We start from the raw sequence: 18187 nt of genomic DNA on the forward strand, positions 1-18187 counted from the left end.
GCTGCCCGTCGCGCCATCGAGAACCTCACCTTCCTTCGAAAGGAGCTCGCGCATGAGCGCGATCACCGCTGCCCTGCGGCAGCTCGACGACGTCGCCGCCGAAGGCGACCTCGTTCCCAACCCCCTCGTGTCCCACACGCTCGAGCTGGAGACGCCGAGCGATCCGATCGTCCTTCCCGGCGGCAAGCGCATCTACCCGCCGACGCTGCACGGCGAGCGCGTCGACGCGCTCGCCCTGGCGCTGCTCGACATGGACGACCCATCCGCATCGAACTTCCTGCGGTTGATCGGACCGCCCGGGGCCGGCAAGAGCCAGATCGCCCGGGCGATCGCCTACCGCCTCTGGGCCGAGCGCGGCCGAGCGGTCGAGGACCGCCGCGGCGCGCCGTTCTACGGCTTCGTGGAGATGCAGCCCGGGCCGTCCTCGGACGAGTTCTTCTTTCGTCACGAGTGGGTGCCTGTCGCCGGCTCGGGCGGCCAGGTCTCGCTGGTGGACTCGGCATTCGTGCAGGCAATGCGCGAGGGCTGGGTGGTGATGATCGACGAGGTCAACACCGCCCGCGACGTCTGCCTGCTCTCGATCAACGCGACGCTCGACGGACGCCTTGCCCTCTACCTGTCGGCCACAGGAGAGACCGTCATCGCGCAGCCCGGGTTCGCCGTCATCCTGGCTTACAACCCCGGGCTGGTCGGCGCGACGGACATCCCGGATGCGTGGCACTCGCGCTTCCCAGCGACGCTCGAAGTGACCAGCCACTGGGCGGCACTGGCTGAGCTCGGCGCGCCCGCGGCGCTGGTTCGCGAGGCGGCCACGCTCGATCGCCAGCGGATCGCCGGCGAGGACGGGCTGACGTGGACGCCGCAGTTCCGCGACATCGAATCGCTGTGGCGGATGAGCGAACGCGTCGGCGAGCGCGCCGCGCTGGCGTTCTTCGCCTCGAACCTGCATGAGCAGGTCCAGGCGGGCAAGCTGCAGGACGTCGAGGCGGCGGCCACGTGCCGGATGCTCGACCAAGCCGGCTACGGCAAGTACCGGGTGCGGCCCAGCGGCGGAGTGCCGAACCTGCACGGGTACGCGCGGGCGGTGACCGGCTGATGGCCTCCACCACCCGCACCGGGCCGGCGCCGTTCGCGCAACAGCTGCACCGCGCCGCCGCCCAACGCGGCCGGCTCGACCCGCTCTATCAGGACCTGTCCGAGCAGCTGACCCGGATCCTGCAGCGCCTGTACCCGGTGTGGGCACTGATCGGCCCGGGGCTCTCCGACCCCGGGCACATCGAGCTGCACTCGCGCTGGATCTATCTCGACGCCGACGAGCTGCTCGGCACCCGCGAGCAGCTGATGGCCGGGACGATCCCGCGCCGCCGCGTGCTCGGCACGTTCGGCGTCGCGTTGCACGAGACGTTCCACGGCAAGCACACCAAGCGCTGGGCGATGGAGTACGACCTCCAGCTCGCACGCTCCGACGACCCCGCCGAGCGACAGCTCGCCGAGGATCGCCGGCTGCTGGAGGAGCCACGGATGGAGGCCCACGGCTGCCGCGACTTCCCGCCAGACTCGATCCGGGGACGTTTCACTCGCCATGCCCTGCAGACGGCGGTCACCGACACGCTCGTGCCGCGCTTCGCCGCCGAGTTGCTCGACCGGGGCGACGAGCCGGTCACGCGCGAGCTCGCCGGCCGCGCCGCCGTCTACCTGCGCGCCCGCACGCTGTACGGCGCCGCCGCCCCGGCCGCCCTGGGCTGGCTGGAGCCGATCTGGGCGAGCGTGCTCGGTCCGGACGACGTGGCGGCGCTGGACGCGTCGTTCGCGGGGCTGATCTGGATCGCCGACGGCGACTTGGACGGCCTTGACGACGCCGCCCGCGCCTACCGGGAGATCATCGGCTCACCCGACGAGGTCCATGCCGATGCAGGGACCGCGGGTGCGCCCACCGTCGGCACGCTGGCCGAGGCGCTCGAGCAGGCCGAGGCGGTCGCGCGGTCCGGGCAGCTCGTGCAGCTCGAGCACGACGTCGACCTGCAGGCGCTGCTCGAGGACGTCGCGCGCGCCGGCGAGAGCGACGCGCCCGGGCCCGGCGCCGGCACGGGCGCGCCGAGCGGGCGGATGCCGGACCGCAGGGTCGATCGGCCGCCGTTCGGCGACGAGATCGCCCAGGCCCGCCGCTACGCGACGCGGATGCGGCAGGCGATGACGCTCGGCACGCGCACGATCGACAAGCGCACGCCCGGCGGGCGCTTCGACGGCCGCGCCTACGCGCGCGGCCAGGCCCAGCGCACGCACGGACGACCGGTCAGCACGCACCCGTGGCAGATCACCCGCCAGATCACAGCGCCGATCCAGGAGCCCCACGTCGCGCTGGTGATAGACACCTCCGGCTCGATGGCCGGCTACGAGTACGCGCTCGGCCCGATCGCCTGGATCCTCACCGACGGGCTGCGCCAGATCGGCGGACGCTGCGCGATCGCCCTCTTCGGCTCGGGCGCCGAGCTGCTCAGCGACGGCAGCGAACGGCTGCGGCTGGTGCCAGGTATCCGCACCGGCGGCGGCACCGCGTTCGCCGGCGACGCGCTCGTCGCCGCCTCCGACCGTCTGGACATGACCAACCCACGCCGCCCGCGCTTTGCCTACGTGCTCAGCGACGGCGGCTGGTACGACACCCCCGCCGGCGTCGAACGCATCCACTGGCTCGCCGACCATGGCGTCCCCACCATCCACATCGCCATCGGCATCGCCCCGCTCTCGGTCGAAGCCGACCGCATCGTGGTCATCGACGACCCCGCCGACGCGCTCGACCAGGTCGCCGCCGACACCGTCGCCGCCCTACGCGGCAGGCACACGCCCCGGCGCCCCTGATCTCCCCGGGCCCCGTCCGCCGCCTCCTCACCTTCCGAAAGGACACCTCATGCCTGACCTGCAGGCGCCGCCGACCGCGGCGCCGTCGCTGTTTGACGTCACCACCACCGCGCCCGCCGACCTGGCCGGCACGCTTGTGCGCGTCCCGCTCGACGAGATCGAGCTCGCCCCCAACGCCCGCCACGACATCGCCGCCGACGGCATCCAGCGGCTCGCGCACATGCTGATGTCGATGGGCCAGCTGGTCCCGTGCATCGGCCACCGCCCCGCCGGCCAGCCGGTCGTCCTCTACGCCGGCCAACGCCGCCTGCTCGCCGCCCGCGCCAGCCACCAGCTCGCCACCGACGGCTCCCAGCCCGTCCAAAGCCTGATCGTCCTGCTGCTCGACCACGCCCCCACCCCGGACGAGATCCGCCGCATCCAAGCCCAGGAGAACCAACGCGAAGACCTCACCCTCACCGACCAACAGGCCCAGTTCGCCGACTGCTGGGCCGCCCGCGCCGGCCTGCCCGAGAGCGACCGGATCGCCGCCGTGTGCGCCGACCTGGGCATCGGCGCGGTCAAGGCCCACAACCTGCGCCGCCAGCTCACGCTCCCGGAACCGATCCGCACCCGCGTCGCCGACCGCCCCGCCGAACGCCAGCTCTCGGTCACGCTCGCCAACCGGCTCGCCGACATGCACGAGATCGCCCCCGAGCTCACGCACGCCGTCGCCGACCGCATCACCACGCCTGACCTGCAGGAAGCCGCCCTGCGCGACCTCGGCGCCTTCGTGCACCGCACCCTCGTCGAAGACGAGACCACCTATGCCGTCCGCATCGACGACGGCGCCCTGCTCGACGCCCACACCCAGCTCACGCTCGCCCGCCAGCACCTCACCGCCAGCGCGCGACACACCGCCGGCACCGTCCTGGGCTGCGACGTCGACCAGCTCGACACCGAACTCGACACGCTGCAGGCCACGGCCCAGCGCACCCGGGCTGCGCTGCGCGTGGACAGCACGCTGCGCGAGCGCGCCCGCACCGGCCGCTACGCCTACGTCCACGACCGCGGCCCCGACTTCGCCGCCGGCATCTGGGTCATCGACCCCGCCTTCATGCTCGACGCCCTCAACCACGCGATCACCGACACCGACGACACCCAACCGGCCACCGACCCGGCGTACTTCGCCGGCGCGCACCTGGACGCCCCGGACCTGCGCGACGCGCTCGCCGACGAGAAAGCCCGCCGCCACGACCAACGCCAACGCCACGCCGACGCCGTCCGCACCAACCTCGGCCTCGGCCACGACCTGCGCGCCGGCCTCATCGACCCCACCCCCACCCAACTCGACGCCCTCCGCGCCATCGTCTGCCGACTGCTCGCCCGCCAGTACCGCGACGTGCTCGCCTACGGCGCCGGCTGGACCGACCCCGACCGCCAACGACCCGTCGGCGAAAGCGGCCGCCACGAACCCATGCCCGTCGACGCGATCATCGACGCCGAACTCCAACGCGCGCTCGCCGAACCGGACCCGCTGCGCGGCATCGCCGCGCTGGTCGCCCGCTTCGCCGCCGCCTTCGTCCTGGACCCCGACGGCATCACCCGCACCAAGACCCTCGGCCATGAACGCATGAGCCGCAAGCTCGACGAAGCCCTCCCCGGCGGCGAGGACCCGCTCCGCGACGCCCTCTGGAGCTTCCTACGCCCGATGCTCTCCCCACGCCTCGCCGACCTGCACCGCGACACCTTCATCACCGACCCCACCGACCGCAGCACCGTCGACCTCGACGCTCACCGCGCCGACACCAACCTGGACGACCTCGACCTCGACGAACCGTCCGCACCCTGACCAAACACGCGCAGCCCGTGCGACCCGCCCATCCGTGGCGGGCCGCACCGGTGCGCCCTTCTTTGGGCCTGTCGCGTTGTCCGACCTGCCGTCGCACGATCCCACCGGGAGAATGTGCACGATGGACGGCAAGATGCCACACCTCTGGCCGCCGGGAACGCTGGAGCGCATCAACGACGTCACACACTTCGTCGCCGGCCACCTCGTGACCCAACAGCAAATCGATCTCCTCGAGGACCGCGACCTCGCACAGTGGATCGCGCTCATCAGCGGGCACGTCGGGCGCGCCGCCGAGCTCGTCGCCCGCGCCCCTGACGACACGGACACCCTCCGCGGCGCCGTCGTCTGGCTCGCCTGCGCCAGCGCCGACACCATCCGCGCCAAAGCCGCCTTCGACGCCACCGACCCGACCACCGAACTCAACGAGCTCGGAGCCCAGATCGCCGGCGTGCTGATGATGGAACGCCCGCGCCGCCCGACCAACCAAGTGCTGACCGTCGTGCACGGCCTGGGCACCCTCATCGACTACGCACAGCCGCTGCTCCACGCCCCCGGCGAAGGCGGAGCCACCCCCTTCACCCGCGGCGTGGTCGCCGTGATCAAGGCCGAGAACCCGGAGCTCGGGACTCGACCGGCCGGCGAGGACGAGGACGACTTCGACCCAGTCGAAGAAGTCAGCCACGAGCTGCACAGCCTCGCGGGCACCGCCGGCACCGCCGCCACGGTCCTGCACCCCGGCGGCCCCGTCGGGATGCCGGAAGCCTTCGACGAATAGGCGGCCAGCGCGCGGCTCAGAAGTTCCCGGGCATGCGCTCGCGCACCACCGACCACTTCACCCGCCGCCGCAACGTCCTCCTCGCCCAACACCACCGCGACCAGGGCTGGAGCACCGCCCAGATCGCCCACCTGCTCAACCGCGCCCCCGCGACCATCCGCGGCTACCTCCACGACCCCACCGGCACCAAAGCGCAGGCACGCAAGGCCAGCTACGCCGGCAACTGCGAACGCTGCGGCGCACCGACCTCCGGCGCCGACGGCAAACGCCGAGGAGCCCAGCACTGCCAGCGCTGCAAGCCGCAGTCGCGCCCGCGCTGGACCCGCGAGACCGTCCGCGGCGCCCACCGCTTCTGGCGCGAACGCTTCGGCTTCACCGCCTCCTCCGTCGACTGGTCCGGCACCCACGCCCGCCGCCGCGGCGGCGACGCCCTCACCCGCTACCAGTCCGCCCACTGGCCCTCCCAATCGGTCATCCGCCGCCTCTACGGCACCCCAGCCGCGGCACTCGCCGACGCCTTCCCCGACGAACGTTCCCGCGCGTGAGCGGGCTCGTCGCCTCGGGCTCGCGCACCGCCGGTGCCGCGACCGCACTGGCCGTCACCGCCGTGCTCGGTCTGGCCGCGATGACGAGCCTGATGCCCGGCCTGCTCCACGAGGATTGCGCGGACTCGAGCGCCGTGCCCTCCAAGCACGCCTCGTCGACGATCCCATCGGACTACCTCGAGCTCTACCGGCAGGCCGGCGCCGCGTACAGGGTCCCGTGGACGGTGCTCGCCGCGATCGGCGCCATCGAGTCCGATCACGGCCGTTCCAGCGCACCGGGCGTGCGCTCGGGCGTGAACGCGTTCGGCTGCTGCGCCGGGCCGATGCAGTTCAACCTGACCAACGGTCCGCCCTCCACCTGGCAGACGTATCGCGTCGACGGCGACCACGACGGCGGCTTCAGCCCGTACGACCCGGCTGACGCGATCCACTCCGCTGGGCGTTACCTGCGCATGCTGCTCGACGGCGCCCGTGGCGACCTGGCCCGCGCCGTGTACGGCTACAACCACTCCCACGCTTACGTCACCGACGTCCTGCAGCGCGTCCGCCAGTACGCGGACACGCCGGACGATGCCCTCGCAGCCGTCCCCCCGGTTGGATGCGCCGGCGGCGACGGGGACACCCCGGCGAATCTGCGGGAAGCCGTCCGCGTGCGGTCGCCGCGGGCGTACGCGATGCTGCCCGCGTGGGCAATGGCCGGTGGCCGCGCCGCCCAACCGATCGACGCGCGCCTGCTCGACAACGCCCTCTGGCTGCTGCGCACCTACCGGCTGCGCGTGACGGCCGCGCGCGAAGGCGGCCATCGAACCCACGGTGACGGCACGGCTTTAGACTTGGTGCCTGCCGAACCCGTCGACCAGGAAGCTTGGGATAACTCCGTCGGCGCACTGGCCCGCGACCTCGGGTGGACGCCTGCCTGCGGAGCCACTGGCACAAGCCCGATCTGCCCGCTCGTCCCGGCGATGCAGTTTGTCGGCTACGACAGCTACCCCGGCCATGGCTCGCCGAAGACCTGCCACGCACCAGCATGCGCCGCGCACCTGCACCTCTCGTGGGCGTCCCCGTGTTACGGCACCAGCGCACCGGCCGCCCCTTGCGCGTGGGTAAACGCCTTCGGCCGACGCCGAGACCGAGGGTGACGCCGAGCCTTGTGTCGGCGTCGGACAGAGGTCGCGGGAGCCGTGGCACCCAGAGGGTGCAATCTGTATGCCGCTAGCGAGTCGGTAGGCGTCGTTGCCCGACACTTGCGCCACCGCCGTCTAGCGGCACGTGAAAGACGACATAGGGAGCTGAGTCGCTCGTGCTGCTCCGCCTCGCATTGATCTACGCGATCAAGACGGCGAGGTAGAAGCAGCACTCGGCGCAAGGCCTGAGGTCCTCGCCGACTGTTGCGTCAAGGCGCACGACCGTCGCGTGGGAGGCGCTCGGACACGCGGCGGTCGCATAGGAGACCGCGATCGCGTATACAACGCACTCGGCATTTGACGTCGGCGGGCCCGCCTGCTTTGCGCGCTCGTGACGACTGCGCCAGTAGGAGAGTTGCCATTGATTCGGGGCATCGCAGTAGGTGAGGTCGGCCTCGACCTATTCTTTGAGGAGCTTCAATGAAGATCTCCGTTGTATACGCGTCCGAGACGGTCGTGGAATCTCAGATGGAGTCGTGTGGCGGCGAGAACTGCGGGAACTGCGAGCCGTCGTGCGAGAACTGCTGCGAAACCGTGGTCGAGGCTGGCGCCGGGTCCGTGCCGCGGCCGTTGCAGGATCCCAGCGATCTCGTCGCCGTCTTCTAGCGGGAGTTCGATCCCCGACTGGCCGCTACTGGTGTGCGGCTGGACGGCCTCAGCCGCATCCATAGTCGTCGAGAACTCGCTGAATGGCTGTCGGGTCGAGATCGAGGGCTCGGCTGATGAGCTCGCAGCGGTGTCGGGCGCGCTCGCTCGCTGCGGTGGGGACCGCAGGCGCACGCAGGTCATCGACCCGATCGAGCCCGACTTCGTGCGGCCCGTCGCCGAGGTGCTTGCGCGACTGACCGACGAGGGTTTCATCGTCGATGCGCGACGTCAGCCGCGCGCGCTGCTCGAGCAACTGCAGCGCGGAGGCGCGGTCGACGTCGAGGAGCTGCTCGACATCGAACGAAGCCCGCGCTGGCGCGACCCACGGGCCGGGCAGGCTGACCGGTTCTTCGTCGCGCGGGCACCGCTCGGTCGCCGCGACGACGAGCGCGCCAGTTCGCTGCCGGTGCGGCACGTCGAGGGCGCGGCGCGCGCCGTCGAGGCGCAGGAGGTCGCGACGCTGCTGGCCTACGGCTATCGGACCGCGGGTCGTTGGAAACCCGTCGCCTCCGCCGGGCGTCTATGGCCTCTGGTCCTGCACGCGTTGGTGGCTCGCGGCGAGGGCTTCGCACTGAGCTGGTTCGACGGCGACCATCACCGCCTCATTGAAGTTGGGACGGCGGAGGACGCAACCGTGGAGCAGCTGTTCTGGCAGGCGGAGATCGCCGCGGACACCGTCGAGCGCCGGCGGGCCGTCGTGGTGATCTCGGCCGACCTCTCACGGGTCGCGCGCAAGTACGGAAACCGCGGCGGCCTGTTCGTGATTCTTGAGGCCGGGGCTCTCCTGCAGCAGATCGCGCTGAGCGCTGGTGAGCACGGACTCGCCGTCCGAACCGTCAGCGGCTTCAGTGTCGCGGACGTCCGCGCGCTGGTCGATCCGTCGCTGGACCCGCTCGCTTTGGTCGTTGTGGAGGGGCGTTAGGTGACCGACGCCTTGACCGCGGCGGCGGGCGTGCTCGTCGCCGAAACCGCCGACGACGAACTGGTCGTCGTGCTGTCGTCGGTTTGGAAGGACGTCGTCGTCACGGCGAAGTCGCTGGAAGATCTCCTGGCCGAAGGCCTGCTCACTCGCGCTGTCGACCCGGGGCGCGATCACCTACGCGGTTGGGCGGCCGGCTGGCCTGACGAGCGAGAGGACACGCTGCTCGTGGCCCTTGAGAGCGCACTGTTTCTGCCCGCCGCGCTCAGCCGCCAGGAACGCCGGATCGCCTGCGCTCGCTTCATCGGCTCGTGCCCTCCCCCGCTGGCGAAGGTTCTCCGGGACGTCCTCCGTGGAATGACCCGGCTGCTCGCCCTCACGCCATCTCACGATTTCAGCCCGTCGCCGCCGGCCGACGCCCGCGATCCGCACCTCTTAGGGCCCGGTGGGAGTTGGCAGCGGATCGCGCTCGACGCGCCGACCGGCCCGCTCGCGCCGGCGCGCTGGGTACGGTCGCGCCTCGTGGCGGGACAGCACATCGCCATTGCCGAGGTCCTGCCCTCCTTGGGTGCGCTCGACGCGCCTACGATGACCGGCACCGGCATCCGTGCCGACGAGGAGTCGGCGAAGCTGGTGGCGATCGCGGAAGCACACGAGCGGCACGCCGCGGGATCGATCGACAGTGGGTCACTGGTCGTCGCTGCACTCTCGGACCGCGACGACGCCGTCGCGCCCGACCGTTTCGTCGCCTTTGCGGACTGGCAACTCGATAAGCACCGCGATCTCGCTCCCTTCTCGCCGGACGAGCGTCGACTCTGGGTGCGCTGTCAAGCCGCGGACGGCAGCTCGAAGCTCGTCCTCGCCGACCTCATCTTCTATCCGTTCGGCACCGGGGAAGCGCAGCGACACGTCGGCGCGACCTCGTCCGGGGTCGCGGCCCACCGCACGCCTCAGGCCGCTCGAGCCGCGGCGTGGGAGGAGCTGCTGGAGCGCGACGCGTTCATGCGCCATTGGCTGGCGCGGACGCCCGGAAGGCGGCTCGCCGGCGTACCGCGCTCGGCGGAGCTGGATGGCATGAGCGAAGACCTCCGGTCAGCCGGCTGGACCGTCCACATGGTGCAACTCGGGACGACGCCCTCGGTGGCGGCCTTCTGCGCCGTGGCGGAGCGCGACGGGAACCTTGTACTGGGCGCATCGGTGGGTGACCCGGCGCAAGCGTGCTGCGCCGCGCTCCGGGAGTCGTGGGCGGGCGTGCGACTTCCGCGAGAGCGCGAGGTGGTGCCGGAGCCCGACGAGGTCCGCAGCCCGAGTGATCATCGCCGCCTCTATCGCTGGGGAAACTACGCCGCTGAGGCACGCTTCTTGTGGGAGACCGACGAAACCGTGGAGGTTGACGGCATCGCGCCCGTCAAGATCGCACCCGACGACGCGCTCTTCTACGACTGGCCAGTCGCGCTGACCCGGCCGTTCGCGGTTTCGCGCGCGCTGTCCCCACAGGTCGTGCCGATCACGTTCGGGTTCGAACGCGAACCGCTCGGGCGCGCGGACGTTCGCGCGATGCTGCTCGAGCGCGAGTGCGACGGCGTCGGCATGATGCCTCATCCGTTCCCATGACGATGGACACGCCACTTCCCGTGCTCCGTGGTGAGCGAATCGCGCTCCGCGTGTTCTGCCTCCGCGACGCCGGGTTCCTGCTCGCGGCCGCCAATGACGCCGACTATCAGCGTGCAGCGTTCGCCTCTGCGGTCGTGCCACTGGCACCGGCCGAGATCGAGCGGCGACTGCGGGAGGGCCACCGGTCGCCCCTGACCGGCGCGTACGGCGGCTTCGAACTCGCGGTCACACCCGTGAACGACCCTCCGAGCCCGATCGGCGTCGCCGGCCTCTACCGGGTCGACCGCGACAACGGCAACGCGGAGATCGGCGCAAGCATCATCGCTCCGGAGCAGCGCGGACAGGGCCTCGGCTTCGAGACGCACGTGCTGCTGATCGACTACGCGTTCGAGCACCTGGGACTCCACCGCGTCTACGCCCACGTCAAGTCGAGCAATGCGCCGGCGCTGGCCCTGTGTGACCGGCTGGGCTTCCGGGTCGAGGGCACGTTGCGACAGCATCGCCGGCTGGCCGACGGCTGGCTCGATCTCCGAGTCTTCGGTGTCCTGCGCGACGAATGGCGACCCCGCACATGCCCTACGGGCGACGGCGGGCCTTGCGTGGGTTGAGGACGACGATCCGCAGCGGCGCGATACGCGCCCGGTCGCTCGCCGAGAGGCCGCGTATCCAGCGCGACAAGCGTGCGTTGATGGCGTTCTCGGACACGCCTTCCTCGCGCGCGATCCCGGCCGGCGACAGTCCGTCGACTCGCCGCCGGACCGCGCGCGCAGTGGCCGAGCGATCGCCGTCCAACATCGCGGCGACGGCGACGCGGGCTGCGCCGACCGCCTGAGCCGCCTGCTGGGCCGACCACTCGCGGTGCAGCCGCTCGGCGGCGTAGCGGTTGGCCTCGACGCGCTCGTCCGCCTCGCTCATCATCGTCTCGAACGCATCGCGGTGCTCGGCGCCGCGGATGGGTGGCGTGTCGGGGTCGTCGAGGCTCGCCGTGCGCGCGCGGCGGGCGCCGAAGCGCACGCCTACGCCCTGTGCGCGGCCCATGTAGGCCGCCAGGTTGGCGTACAGGCGCCCGGGTGATCGGCCGGCTCCGTGCTCGCGCACGAGGCTCTCGACGAGGCGCTCCGTGAGTCGGCGGACGTACTCGTCCTCAAGCCGTTCCACCTCGAGCCGCTCGAGTCCGTGGTCGCGACCGTGGCTGCGCGCGATCTGCGCGAGCATCGGCACCCCCGTCGCGAGCACCCACTCGCGATCGTCCAACTCAGGCGCGTACACCGCGCTCACCCGCGGCGCCGCGGGCGGCGGCGACGGTTCTCGCGAGTCAGGACCGTCGCGACGACGCCCTCGATGACCACCAGAGCCACCCCGGGCTGCTCGTGCCAGAGCACGTAGCGGGTCCCAGGCCGCGCCCGGTTGGAGCTCCAGCGCGGTCGCTCGCCCGTGATGCGACCCATCCGGGCGAACTCCTCGATCGCGGCGTTCGCGGCCGCGCGGTCCGCCGCCCCGATCCGCTCGCGCCAGCGGTCGACCACGTGCGCGCTCACGCGCAGCCCGTCGCGCGAGGCGGCGGTCCGCGGCAGCGCCGCGGCGGGCACCCCGGCGACCCGCGCCCGCTCGAGCTCCGCTAGGCGCTCCATGCCCCGGTCGGCCGCGCGGCGGCGGTTGAGCTGGCGCTGGAGCGCGGCGAGCGCCGCGACGTCCGCGCCGGAGTGCTCGGCGGCGCGCATGTGGCGGTGCGCCTCGGCGAGGCGGCCCTGGAAGACCGCGTCCTGCGCGAGCTCGAGGGCCCGGCGGGCGGTGCGAGTGGTGGCGTGCATACAGACGCCACGGGCGCCGGTCGCGGTTTACGACCGGCGGTCTGGTGAGTCGTGGCTCGCCGTCACCTGAGGGCGCCTCAGGTGGCTACGATTTTCGTGACCCAGGCCAGTAGATTTACGCAGCGATGGCGACGCTCCACGAGCTTCGATGCGTGCTGTGGGCGGACCCGACCGACCTCTGGATGGACGTCGAGCTGAGGACTCAGCGCTCCGACGGCGGCCTCGAGGTCGAGCCGCTGGCGCTCGGCGCGAGCGTGTGGCAACGCGACGAGAACGGCCCGTTCGCCACGCCCGCCTGGCAGTGGTTCACCGGTCGTGGCGAGCCCGGCTGGGAGAACGACCCACGGCGGCTGCCGGACGACGGCGTCGCCGCGGTCTGGGGCGACCACGTCGCCCGGTGTCTCGAGAACGCCGTCGGGGCAGCAGTGCTCGACGGGCTCGTCCGCTCGCCGCTGCGCGTCGTGTTCCGGGCGCTCGACACGCAGTGCGCGCGGCTCCCGTTCGAGACGTTGATCTGGCCGCGTGCCCAGCGCGACGTGCCGCTCGTCACCAACCCGGACCGCGCCGTCTCGATCCTCCGGCTCAGCGACCGGCTCCCCACGCGCCCGGCACCGCCGCTCGGAGGCCGCGACCCCGGCACCTTCACGCCGCTCGTGCTCGCCGCTCCCGGCCCCGGCCGCGACTACGCCCTCGGCGATCCGCTCGCCGACGCAATCGGGAAGATCCGCCCGACGCGGGCGATCCACTTCGAGGGCTTCGCGGGCGTGCGCGAGCTCGCCGCCGCCGAGCTCGTGGTGATCGGCGCCCACGGCACGGCGGCCAAGGGCGTCGAGGTCGGCGACCGTCGCCTTTCGGGCGAGGAGCTGCAGGCGGGCCTCGGCGGCCGTGCAGGGGCGGTGATCCTCGCCATCTGCGCCTCGGCCGTGGGCGCGATCGCGTCCGCCTCGGTGACGCTGGAGGTCGCCCGCGCCGGGCACGGGATCGTGGTCGGCTTTCAGGGCGACAAGGCGATGGAGGATCACGTCGTGCCGTTCGTGCGCGCCATCGCGGACGAGCTCGCGCCCGCGCTGGAGGCCGAGCAGGCCAACGCCCGCGTCGATTTCGCGCCGTGGGAGCGCGGGCTGCGCGCCGCGCGTCAGGCCAGAGGCGCGGCGGGCACCGCAGCGGTGGTCTACGTCCACCCCGAGCACCTGCTCACCGGCCGCCCCGCGATCCTGGCCGAGGTCCGCGGCGCCGCTGCCCGCGCAGGCGAGCGCATCACCGCGACGCTGTTCTACGTCCCGGGGCAGGTCGTCGTCTTCGAGCGCGACGGGGCGTTCTTCCGGGTGCCCTTGCCGGTTGACGTCGGGGACGCGCTGACGGTCGCGATCGAGGCTGAGCCACCGCCGCACGTCAGCTCCGACCCGCGCCGCGTCAGCCCGGACGATCTCGCGGAGATCGCGAACGCCTTCGGCCTCGACGTCCGGCAGCGGCTCCGCGTGACCGTCCAGCGCAGCGACTTCTCACACGACGGCAGAAACAACGTACACACGTGGGCCGCGCGCTCGGCGGGGGTGAGCGCGGTGGTCCGCGCGCTCGCCGCGTTGCACTCGCTAGAGCGCGCGCCGGCCGCCGCCAAGCGCTTCCTCGAGCGGGTCGTGAGCGAGGACTGGGGCGCGCCCGACCGCTTGGCGCGGGTCGTCGCCGTGGCCTCCGGCGAGGCCGTGCGACGGCTGGAGAACACGTGGCCGGCGCTGGACGTGATCGGCGCCGGACACGTGGAGGATCACGAGCACCCGCTGGACCCGGAGCTCGCGAGCGATCCGCCGCGCGCGGCCGGGTTCGACCCCGCGACGCTGGAGGCAAGCTTCCGCGACGCCGCGAGCGTACACGCGTTGATCAGCGCGCAGCTCGTCGCCACCCGCGACCACGCCACGACCCCCCACAACGTCCGTCCGGCGAGCCGAGAAGGCCCGGGGCGCGTGACCATCCCGAGCGTCGCGGTCGCGCGGATCGCCGATCGGCCCGCTGACGGCTACGTTCGCGTCGCCGGACGGTCGCGTACGCGCTCGAGGACGCCCGACGACCTCGTGTGCTAGGTCAACTCCGAAAGTGGGACAGGCTCGCCGTCGCGAATGACCTCGAGTTGCCCCTCGGCGGTCACGTGCCGCACCGTGACGTCGTCGAAGACGAGCTTCGCCGGCGCGGCCGCGGTGCCCACGAGGTGACTGAAGCGGCCGCCGGCGAAGTGCCACGTGCCGCCCGAGACGGCGGTCAGGAACAGGCCGGTCGTGCCCTGCAGGTCCGTGAAGGTCACGCCCGTCTCGTCCCAGGTCTCGCAGCGCACGAACGTCAAGAGGTCCAGCTTGTCGCCGGAGGCCGCCTCCGGCGCGAACTCGACGTCCGCCAGCGTGCAGCCGAGGAACACGGCGCCGGTGAATCGGCAGTCCTCGAAGCGCACCCGGACCAGGTCACAGGCAACGAACGCCGCGCCGGTGAAATCCGCGCGGCGGACCACCAGATCGCGCAGCTCCAGCCGCTCGTCGTCGCCGGCCGGGCCGATGTAGTTGGACTGCCAGCGCAGCTCGTCCAGCACGGCCGTCTTGCGGCCGTCGACCTCCTCGACCACCACCGCGTCCCACAGGTCCTGCGGCTCCTCGAAGGTCTCGGGGCTGAGGCTGTGCAGGATCGCGCCGCCGGGCTCGGCGACGATGCGGTTGACCGTCGACACCGGGCGCTCGGCGTACTCCTGCGCCCAGCGTGTGAGGGCCGGCCCGATGCCGTCGTGGACGAGCTCGTAGATCGACTCGCCTTTGACGGCGTCGAAGACGCGCAACAGGTTCGCCTCGTCGGAGCGGAGCGCCTCGAGGACCGCGTCGAGGGCGTCCAGCATCTCGCGCAGCAGCCGCGGGCGATCCCAGTCCGCGCCCACGCCGGCGCCCGCCAGGCGCCGCGTGCGCTGGGCGAGGTCCGTCAGGTCGTCGGCGCTCGAGAGCTCCGCGACAGCCCGGGCGCCACTCTGCGTGAGCTCGGCACCGAGGGCCAGCGGGATGAGGGAGCTGCGCGCCTGCGGCACCTTGTAGCCGCCGGAGGAGAGCGCGGGGGCGATCCGCGAGAGCATCAGGCGCGGTCCGTTGCGCCACGTCAGCGGCGTGGGCGTGCCGTCGCGCGTGACGGTGGGATCGGCGGTGAGCGCTGCCACCGTGTCGTCCACGTAGGCGACGACCGCGTCGCCAATCAGGTGCCGTCCGAGTGCCTCCTCGTCGGACGCGTCAAAGCCGCGATACGCGGCGCGAGCGGCGACGAACCGCTCGAGGTCCTGAGCGGAGATGTGCTTGGAGACACCGTGACGGGCGCCCCAGTCGCGCAGCGACCACAGCAGCGCCTGCAGATGGAGGAGCCCGACGCCCCCGGCGAGCCCGGCGCCCGTCGAGCGTGACATCAGCGCGGATTCGTGCGCGGTCGTCCACCAGCCGACGATCCGCTCGACCTCGGCCTGCCCGATCGAGCCGTCCACGGCTTCTACGGGTACGGTGACGATCCGCCCCAGGGTCTTGGCGCCGGTGATCTCCTTGAGCTTCATCGGCCAGGTGTGGACGTCGCGGACCTCGACGGGGTCGAGGAGCTCGGCGTACTCGGAGCGCGCGATCACGATCTGCGGCACCCGGGAGTCCCGGGCTGTCGTCCCGGCCAGCCGCAGCAGGGCGGCTCCGACGGCCTCCTGATAGCGCAGCAGCTCCTCCATCTGGTCGAGGATCACGGCCATCTCGCCGCCGCCCGAGACCTCTTCGAGGATCTCCGTGAGCCGCCGACCGTCGTTGACGTCCGCACCGATGACGAGCAGGTACAGCGCGCGCGCGATCTCGTCCGGGGTGTCGAGCTCACGCACGCGCGGGTTGGCCAGCAGGCGTGTCCAGCGCTGGATGATCGGCACGTGGTAGCCGGCGTCCATGAGCGCCTGGCGGCCGCCGGCGGTGATGAACGACGTCTTGCCGACGCCGCTGCGCGCGGTGATCCGGATCACGTCCCACGTCTCGCAGCGGTCGACGAGCTCGCGCAGGTCAGCGGCGCGCCCCAGCAGCTCGTCGCCCTCGCGCAGCGGCCGCGGGCCGCGCCAGTCGATCTCGCCGATGCTCACGCCGCGTCTTCCAACCGCTCGCGGTGGCTCTTGAGGCGCTCCCTGACGTTGGCGAGATACTTCTTCACGGCGGGATGGCCGTCGCGGATGGCGGTGGTGCGATCGACGAGCAGCGGAAGCTCGCCGAGGTCCTCTTCGTAGCCGCGGATCCTCAGCACGTCGAGCAGCGGCCTCTCCGGCCAGCCGAAGCGGCGGTCGATGGCGAAGTGCTCCGTCCGGCCGCGACCCTTGCTCTTGCTGCGCCGGAAGTGCGAGCGCGCGTTGTAGATGAGCCGCAGCCGCGGCAGCCAGTGCGGGAAGGAGTCGCCGAGCACGATCCAGCTGCGCGTCCGCCACTGGATCTCGTTGATGAGATCGGCCGCGAGCCCGTGCTGTCCCTCCGTGAAGGAGATGATCGCCTGCAACGAGTCGTACTCGGTGAAGATCGTCGCGATCTTCACCGTCTCCTCCTCCGTGAGCGCGACGCCGTCGGGCCGCTCGTCGAGCTGCACGAGCGGCGAGCCGTTGAGCTTGACCACGATCGGGCCCGCGACCGGATCGCCTTCGGCGTCGCGCGACGGGACGTCGCCGTACAGCGCCCAGGACTCGGGTTGCGTGAGCGCCTCCTCGGTCACGTCGGCGTCCGTGCGCTCGATCGTCGTGAACAGCCAGTCCAGCACGCGCGCCGTGCCTTCGCAGCGCCACACCGGTACCACCAGGTGAACCTTCTGGTCCTCCGCCGACATCTCGAGCAGCGTCCGCTCGAAGCTGAGATCGAAGTCCGAGCTGAGGACGACCGAGCGTCTCCCCTCCGGCTTGAAGGCTTGGAGCACGCAGGCCGCGAGCATCTGCAGCAGTTGATCCCGCGGCAGTGGCGGGGCGTCGGCCGGCCGCGGGCCGGAGTCATACGTCCGGAGCAGGCGGCCGATCTCACGATTGAGGTCGTCGGCGTCCACGGCGCGCACTTCGCCCGCGCCCGGGCGCCGGAACACCGTGTCGTCCGCATCGGCCTTGAGGTTCACGTAGAACGCCACCTCGGCCTGCGACGGCGGCACGCGCGAATCGGTGACCATGAGGTGCCAGAAGAGGTCGGCCAACCACTCGATCAGCGCGCCGTCGAGCGGCAGATCGCGCTTGAAGCGGGTGGTTTCCAGCGTCTTGAGCCGGACCTGGACCGCTTCGATCTTGAGCACGCTCAACGCGGTCGTGAGCTTCGCGGTCCGCGCGACCGCTTTGAAGTTCCCCATGTGCAGCGCCAGGTCGTGGCCCTCGAGGTCCGGGCTCTGCGACCAGTGGTGGAGATACGTGGCGGTCCTGAGCGCGCTCTCCAGGTGGCGGCCGGCGCGCCCGCGCGCGACGTCCGCTTCCGCGGCGTCCGCGGCGGGAGCCCCCTCGGGCGCCTGGTCGCTGCTGCGCGTCTCGCCGGGGTGGCTGACCGTGAGCCAGTTGGTGACGGGTGACTCGCCGGTGGCGATCACGTTGCCGAGGCAGCGCGTGCTCTCATAGAGGACGCCGAGCAGCGAAGCCGCGAGGTGCGTGCGCGGGCCGTCGAGCGACTTCCAGGTCTCCGGCAGCCTGGTCGCCTGGAGCGCTTCGATCGGCACCCGGCCGCGCTCGCGGGTCTCCGCGCTGGCCTTGGACGCCAGCAGGTTCTCCAGGAAGCCGCGCGCCTGGTTGACGAACAGGTCCGGAGCGACCTCGTCGCTCCCCGGCGCGAACCCCCGGTCGACGCCGATCCGCGCCCACACGAGCCCGAGGCGCCGGACGACTTCCTGCCACGCCGGACCGGCGTCGAAGCCGACGCGGTGGCACCCCGGGCCCAGCACCAGCACCGGGGTCTCCGTCGCGAGCGTCAGCTGCAGCTCGCCGCACTGTTCTTCAGAGAGCTTCATTGCTCAGTTGCACCTG

15 protein-coding genes are annotated in these 18187 nt (G+C 72.0%); 11 read left to right on the forward strand and 4 right to left on the reverse strand.

Going from position 1 to position 18187, the window contains the following annotated elements:
* Positions 1 to 52: 52 nt before the first annotated feature.
* The 10 genes from OJ962_RS21530 (at position 53) to OJ962_RS21575 (ending at position 10980) form a co-directional block, all read left to right on the forward strand.
* Positions 53 to 1096, forward strand: coding sequence for an AAA family ATPase (locus OJ962_RS21530; protein ID WP_202955975.1), 1044 nt, complete (start codon positions 53 to 55; stop codon positions 1094 to 1096).
* Complete coding sequence (locus tag OJ962_RS21535) at positions 1096 to 2856, forward strand: vWA domain-containing protein (protein ID WP_202955974.1); 1761 nt, start codon at positions 1096 to 1098, stop codon at positions 2854 to 2856. The genes OJ962_RS21530 and OJ962_RS21535 overlap by 1 nt, the downstream gene beginning before the upstream one ends.
* Positions 2857 to 2905: 49 nt before the next feature.
* Positions 2906 to 4687, forward strand: coding sequence for a ParB/RepB/Spo0J family partition protein (locus tag OJ962_RS21540; protein WP_202955973.1), 1782 nt, complete (start codon positions 2906 to 2908; stop codon positions 4685 to 4687).
* A gap of 34 nt (positions 4688 to 4721) precedes the next feature.
* Positions 4722 to 5462: a hypothetical protein gene (locus OJ962_RS21545; RefSeq protein WP_270006586.1), complete on the forward strand. Its 741-nt coding sequence runs from the start codon at positions 4722 to 4724 to the stop codon at positions 5460 to 5462.
* 32 nt (positions 5463 to 5494) lie between these two features.
* Positions 5495 to 6007: a hypothetical protein gene (locus OJ962_RS21550; RefSeq protein ID WP_202955971.1), complete on the forward strand. Its 513-nt coding sequence runs from the start codon at positions 5495 to 5497 to the stop codon at positions 6005 to 6007.
* Positions 6004 to 7146, forward strand: coding sequence for a lytic transglycosylase domain-containing protein (locus tag OJ962_RS21555; protein ID WP_202955970.1), 1143 nt, complete (start codon positions 6004 to 6006; stop codon positions 7144 to 7146). Before OJ962_RS21550 ends, OJ962_RS21555 begins: the two co-directional genes overlap by 4 nt.
* Before the next feature lie 465 nt (positions 7147 to 7611).
* Entirely contained in the window at positions 7612 to 7797 is a 186-nt protein-coding gene (locus tag OJ962_RS21560; protein WP_202955969.1) for a hypothetical protein, read from the forward strand.
* Between the two features lie 31 nt (positions 7798 to 7828).
* The gene (locus OJ962_RS21565) at positions 7829 to 8761 is read left to right on the forward strand and encodes a nitroreductase family protein (protein WP_202955968.1); all 933 of its coding nucleotides are present in this window, start codon (positions 7829 to 7831) and stop codon (positions 8759 to 8761) included.
* Positions 8762 to 10372: a YcaO-like family protein gene (locus OJ962_RS21570; RefSeq protein WP_202955967.1), complete on the forward strand. Its 1611-nt coding sequence runs from the start codon at positions 8762 to 8764 to the stop codon at positions 10370 to 10372.
* Positions 10369 to 10980, forward strand: a complete 612-nt coding sequence (locus OJ962_RS21575) for a GNAT family N-acetyltransferase (protein WP_270006587.1) — start codon at positions 10369 to 10371, stop codon at positions 10978 to 10980. Before OJ962_RS21570 ends, OJ962_RS21575 begins: the two co-directional genes overlap by 4 nt.
* Here OJ962_RS21575 and OJ962_RS21580 read toward each other — a convergent pair.
* Both OJ962_RS21580 and OJ962_RS21585 read right to left on the reverse strand, forming a co-directional pair.
* A complete protein-coding gene (locus tag OJ962_RS21580; RefSeq protein ID WP_270006588.1) occupies positions 10949 to 11626 on the reverse strand; it encodes a hypothetical protein in 678 nt (225 codons plus the stop codon). The two genes, OJ962_RS21575 and OJ962_RS21580, sit on opposite strands and share 32 nt — an antisense overlap.
* 20 nt (positions 11627 to 11646) lie before the next feature.
* Entirely contained in the window at positions 11647 to 12183 is a 537-nt protein-coding gene (locus OJ962_RS21585; RefSeq protein ID WP_202955964.1) for a hypothetical protein, read from the reverse strand.
* Positions 12184 to 12308: 125 nt separating this feature from the next.
* Here OJ962_RS21585 and OJ962_RS21590 point away from each other — a divergent pair, with 125 nt between their 5' ends.
* The gene (locus OJ962_RS21590; RefSeq protein ID WP_202955963.1) at positions 12309 to 14261 is read left to right on the forward strand and encodes a hypothetical protein; all 1953 of its coding nucleotides are present in this window, start codon (positions 12309 to 12311) and stop codon (positions 14259 to 14261) included.
* Here OJ962_RS21590 and OJ962_RS21595 read toward each other — a convergent pair.
* Both OJ962_RS21595 and OJ962_RS21600 read right to left on the reverse strand, forming a co-directional pair.
* Positions 14258 to 16300, reverse strand: coding sequence for an nSTAND1 domain-containing NTPase (locus OJ962_RS21595; RefSeq protein WP_202955962.1), 2043 nt, complete (start codon positions 16298 to 16300; stop codon positions 14258 to 14260). The two genes, OJ962_RS21590 and OJ962_RS21595, sit on opposite strands and share 4 nt — an antisense overlap.
* Complete coding sequence (locus tag OJ962_RS21600; protein WP_202955961.1) at positions 16297 to 18171, reverse strand: hypothetical protein; 1875 nt, start codon at positions 18169 to 18171, stop codon at positions 16297 to 16299. Before OJ962_RS21600 ends, OJ962_RS21595 begins: the two co-directional genes overlap by 4 nt.
* Positions 18172 to 18187 lie beyond the last annotated feature (16 nt).

It is taken from the genome of Solirubrobacter deserti, assembly GCF_027587175.1.
GTDB lineage: Bacteria > Actinomycetota > Thermoleophilia > Solirubrobacterales > Solirubrobacteraceae > Solirubrobacter > Solirubrobacter deserti.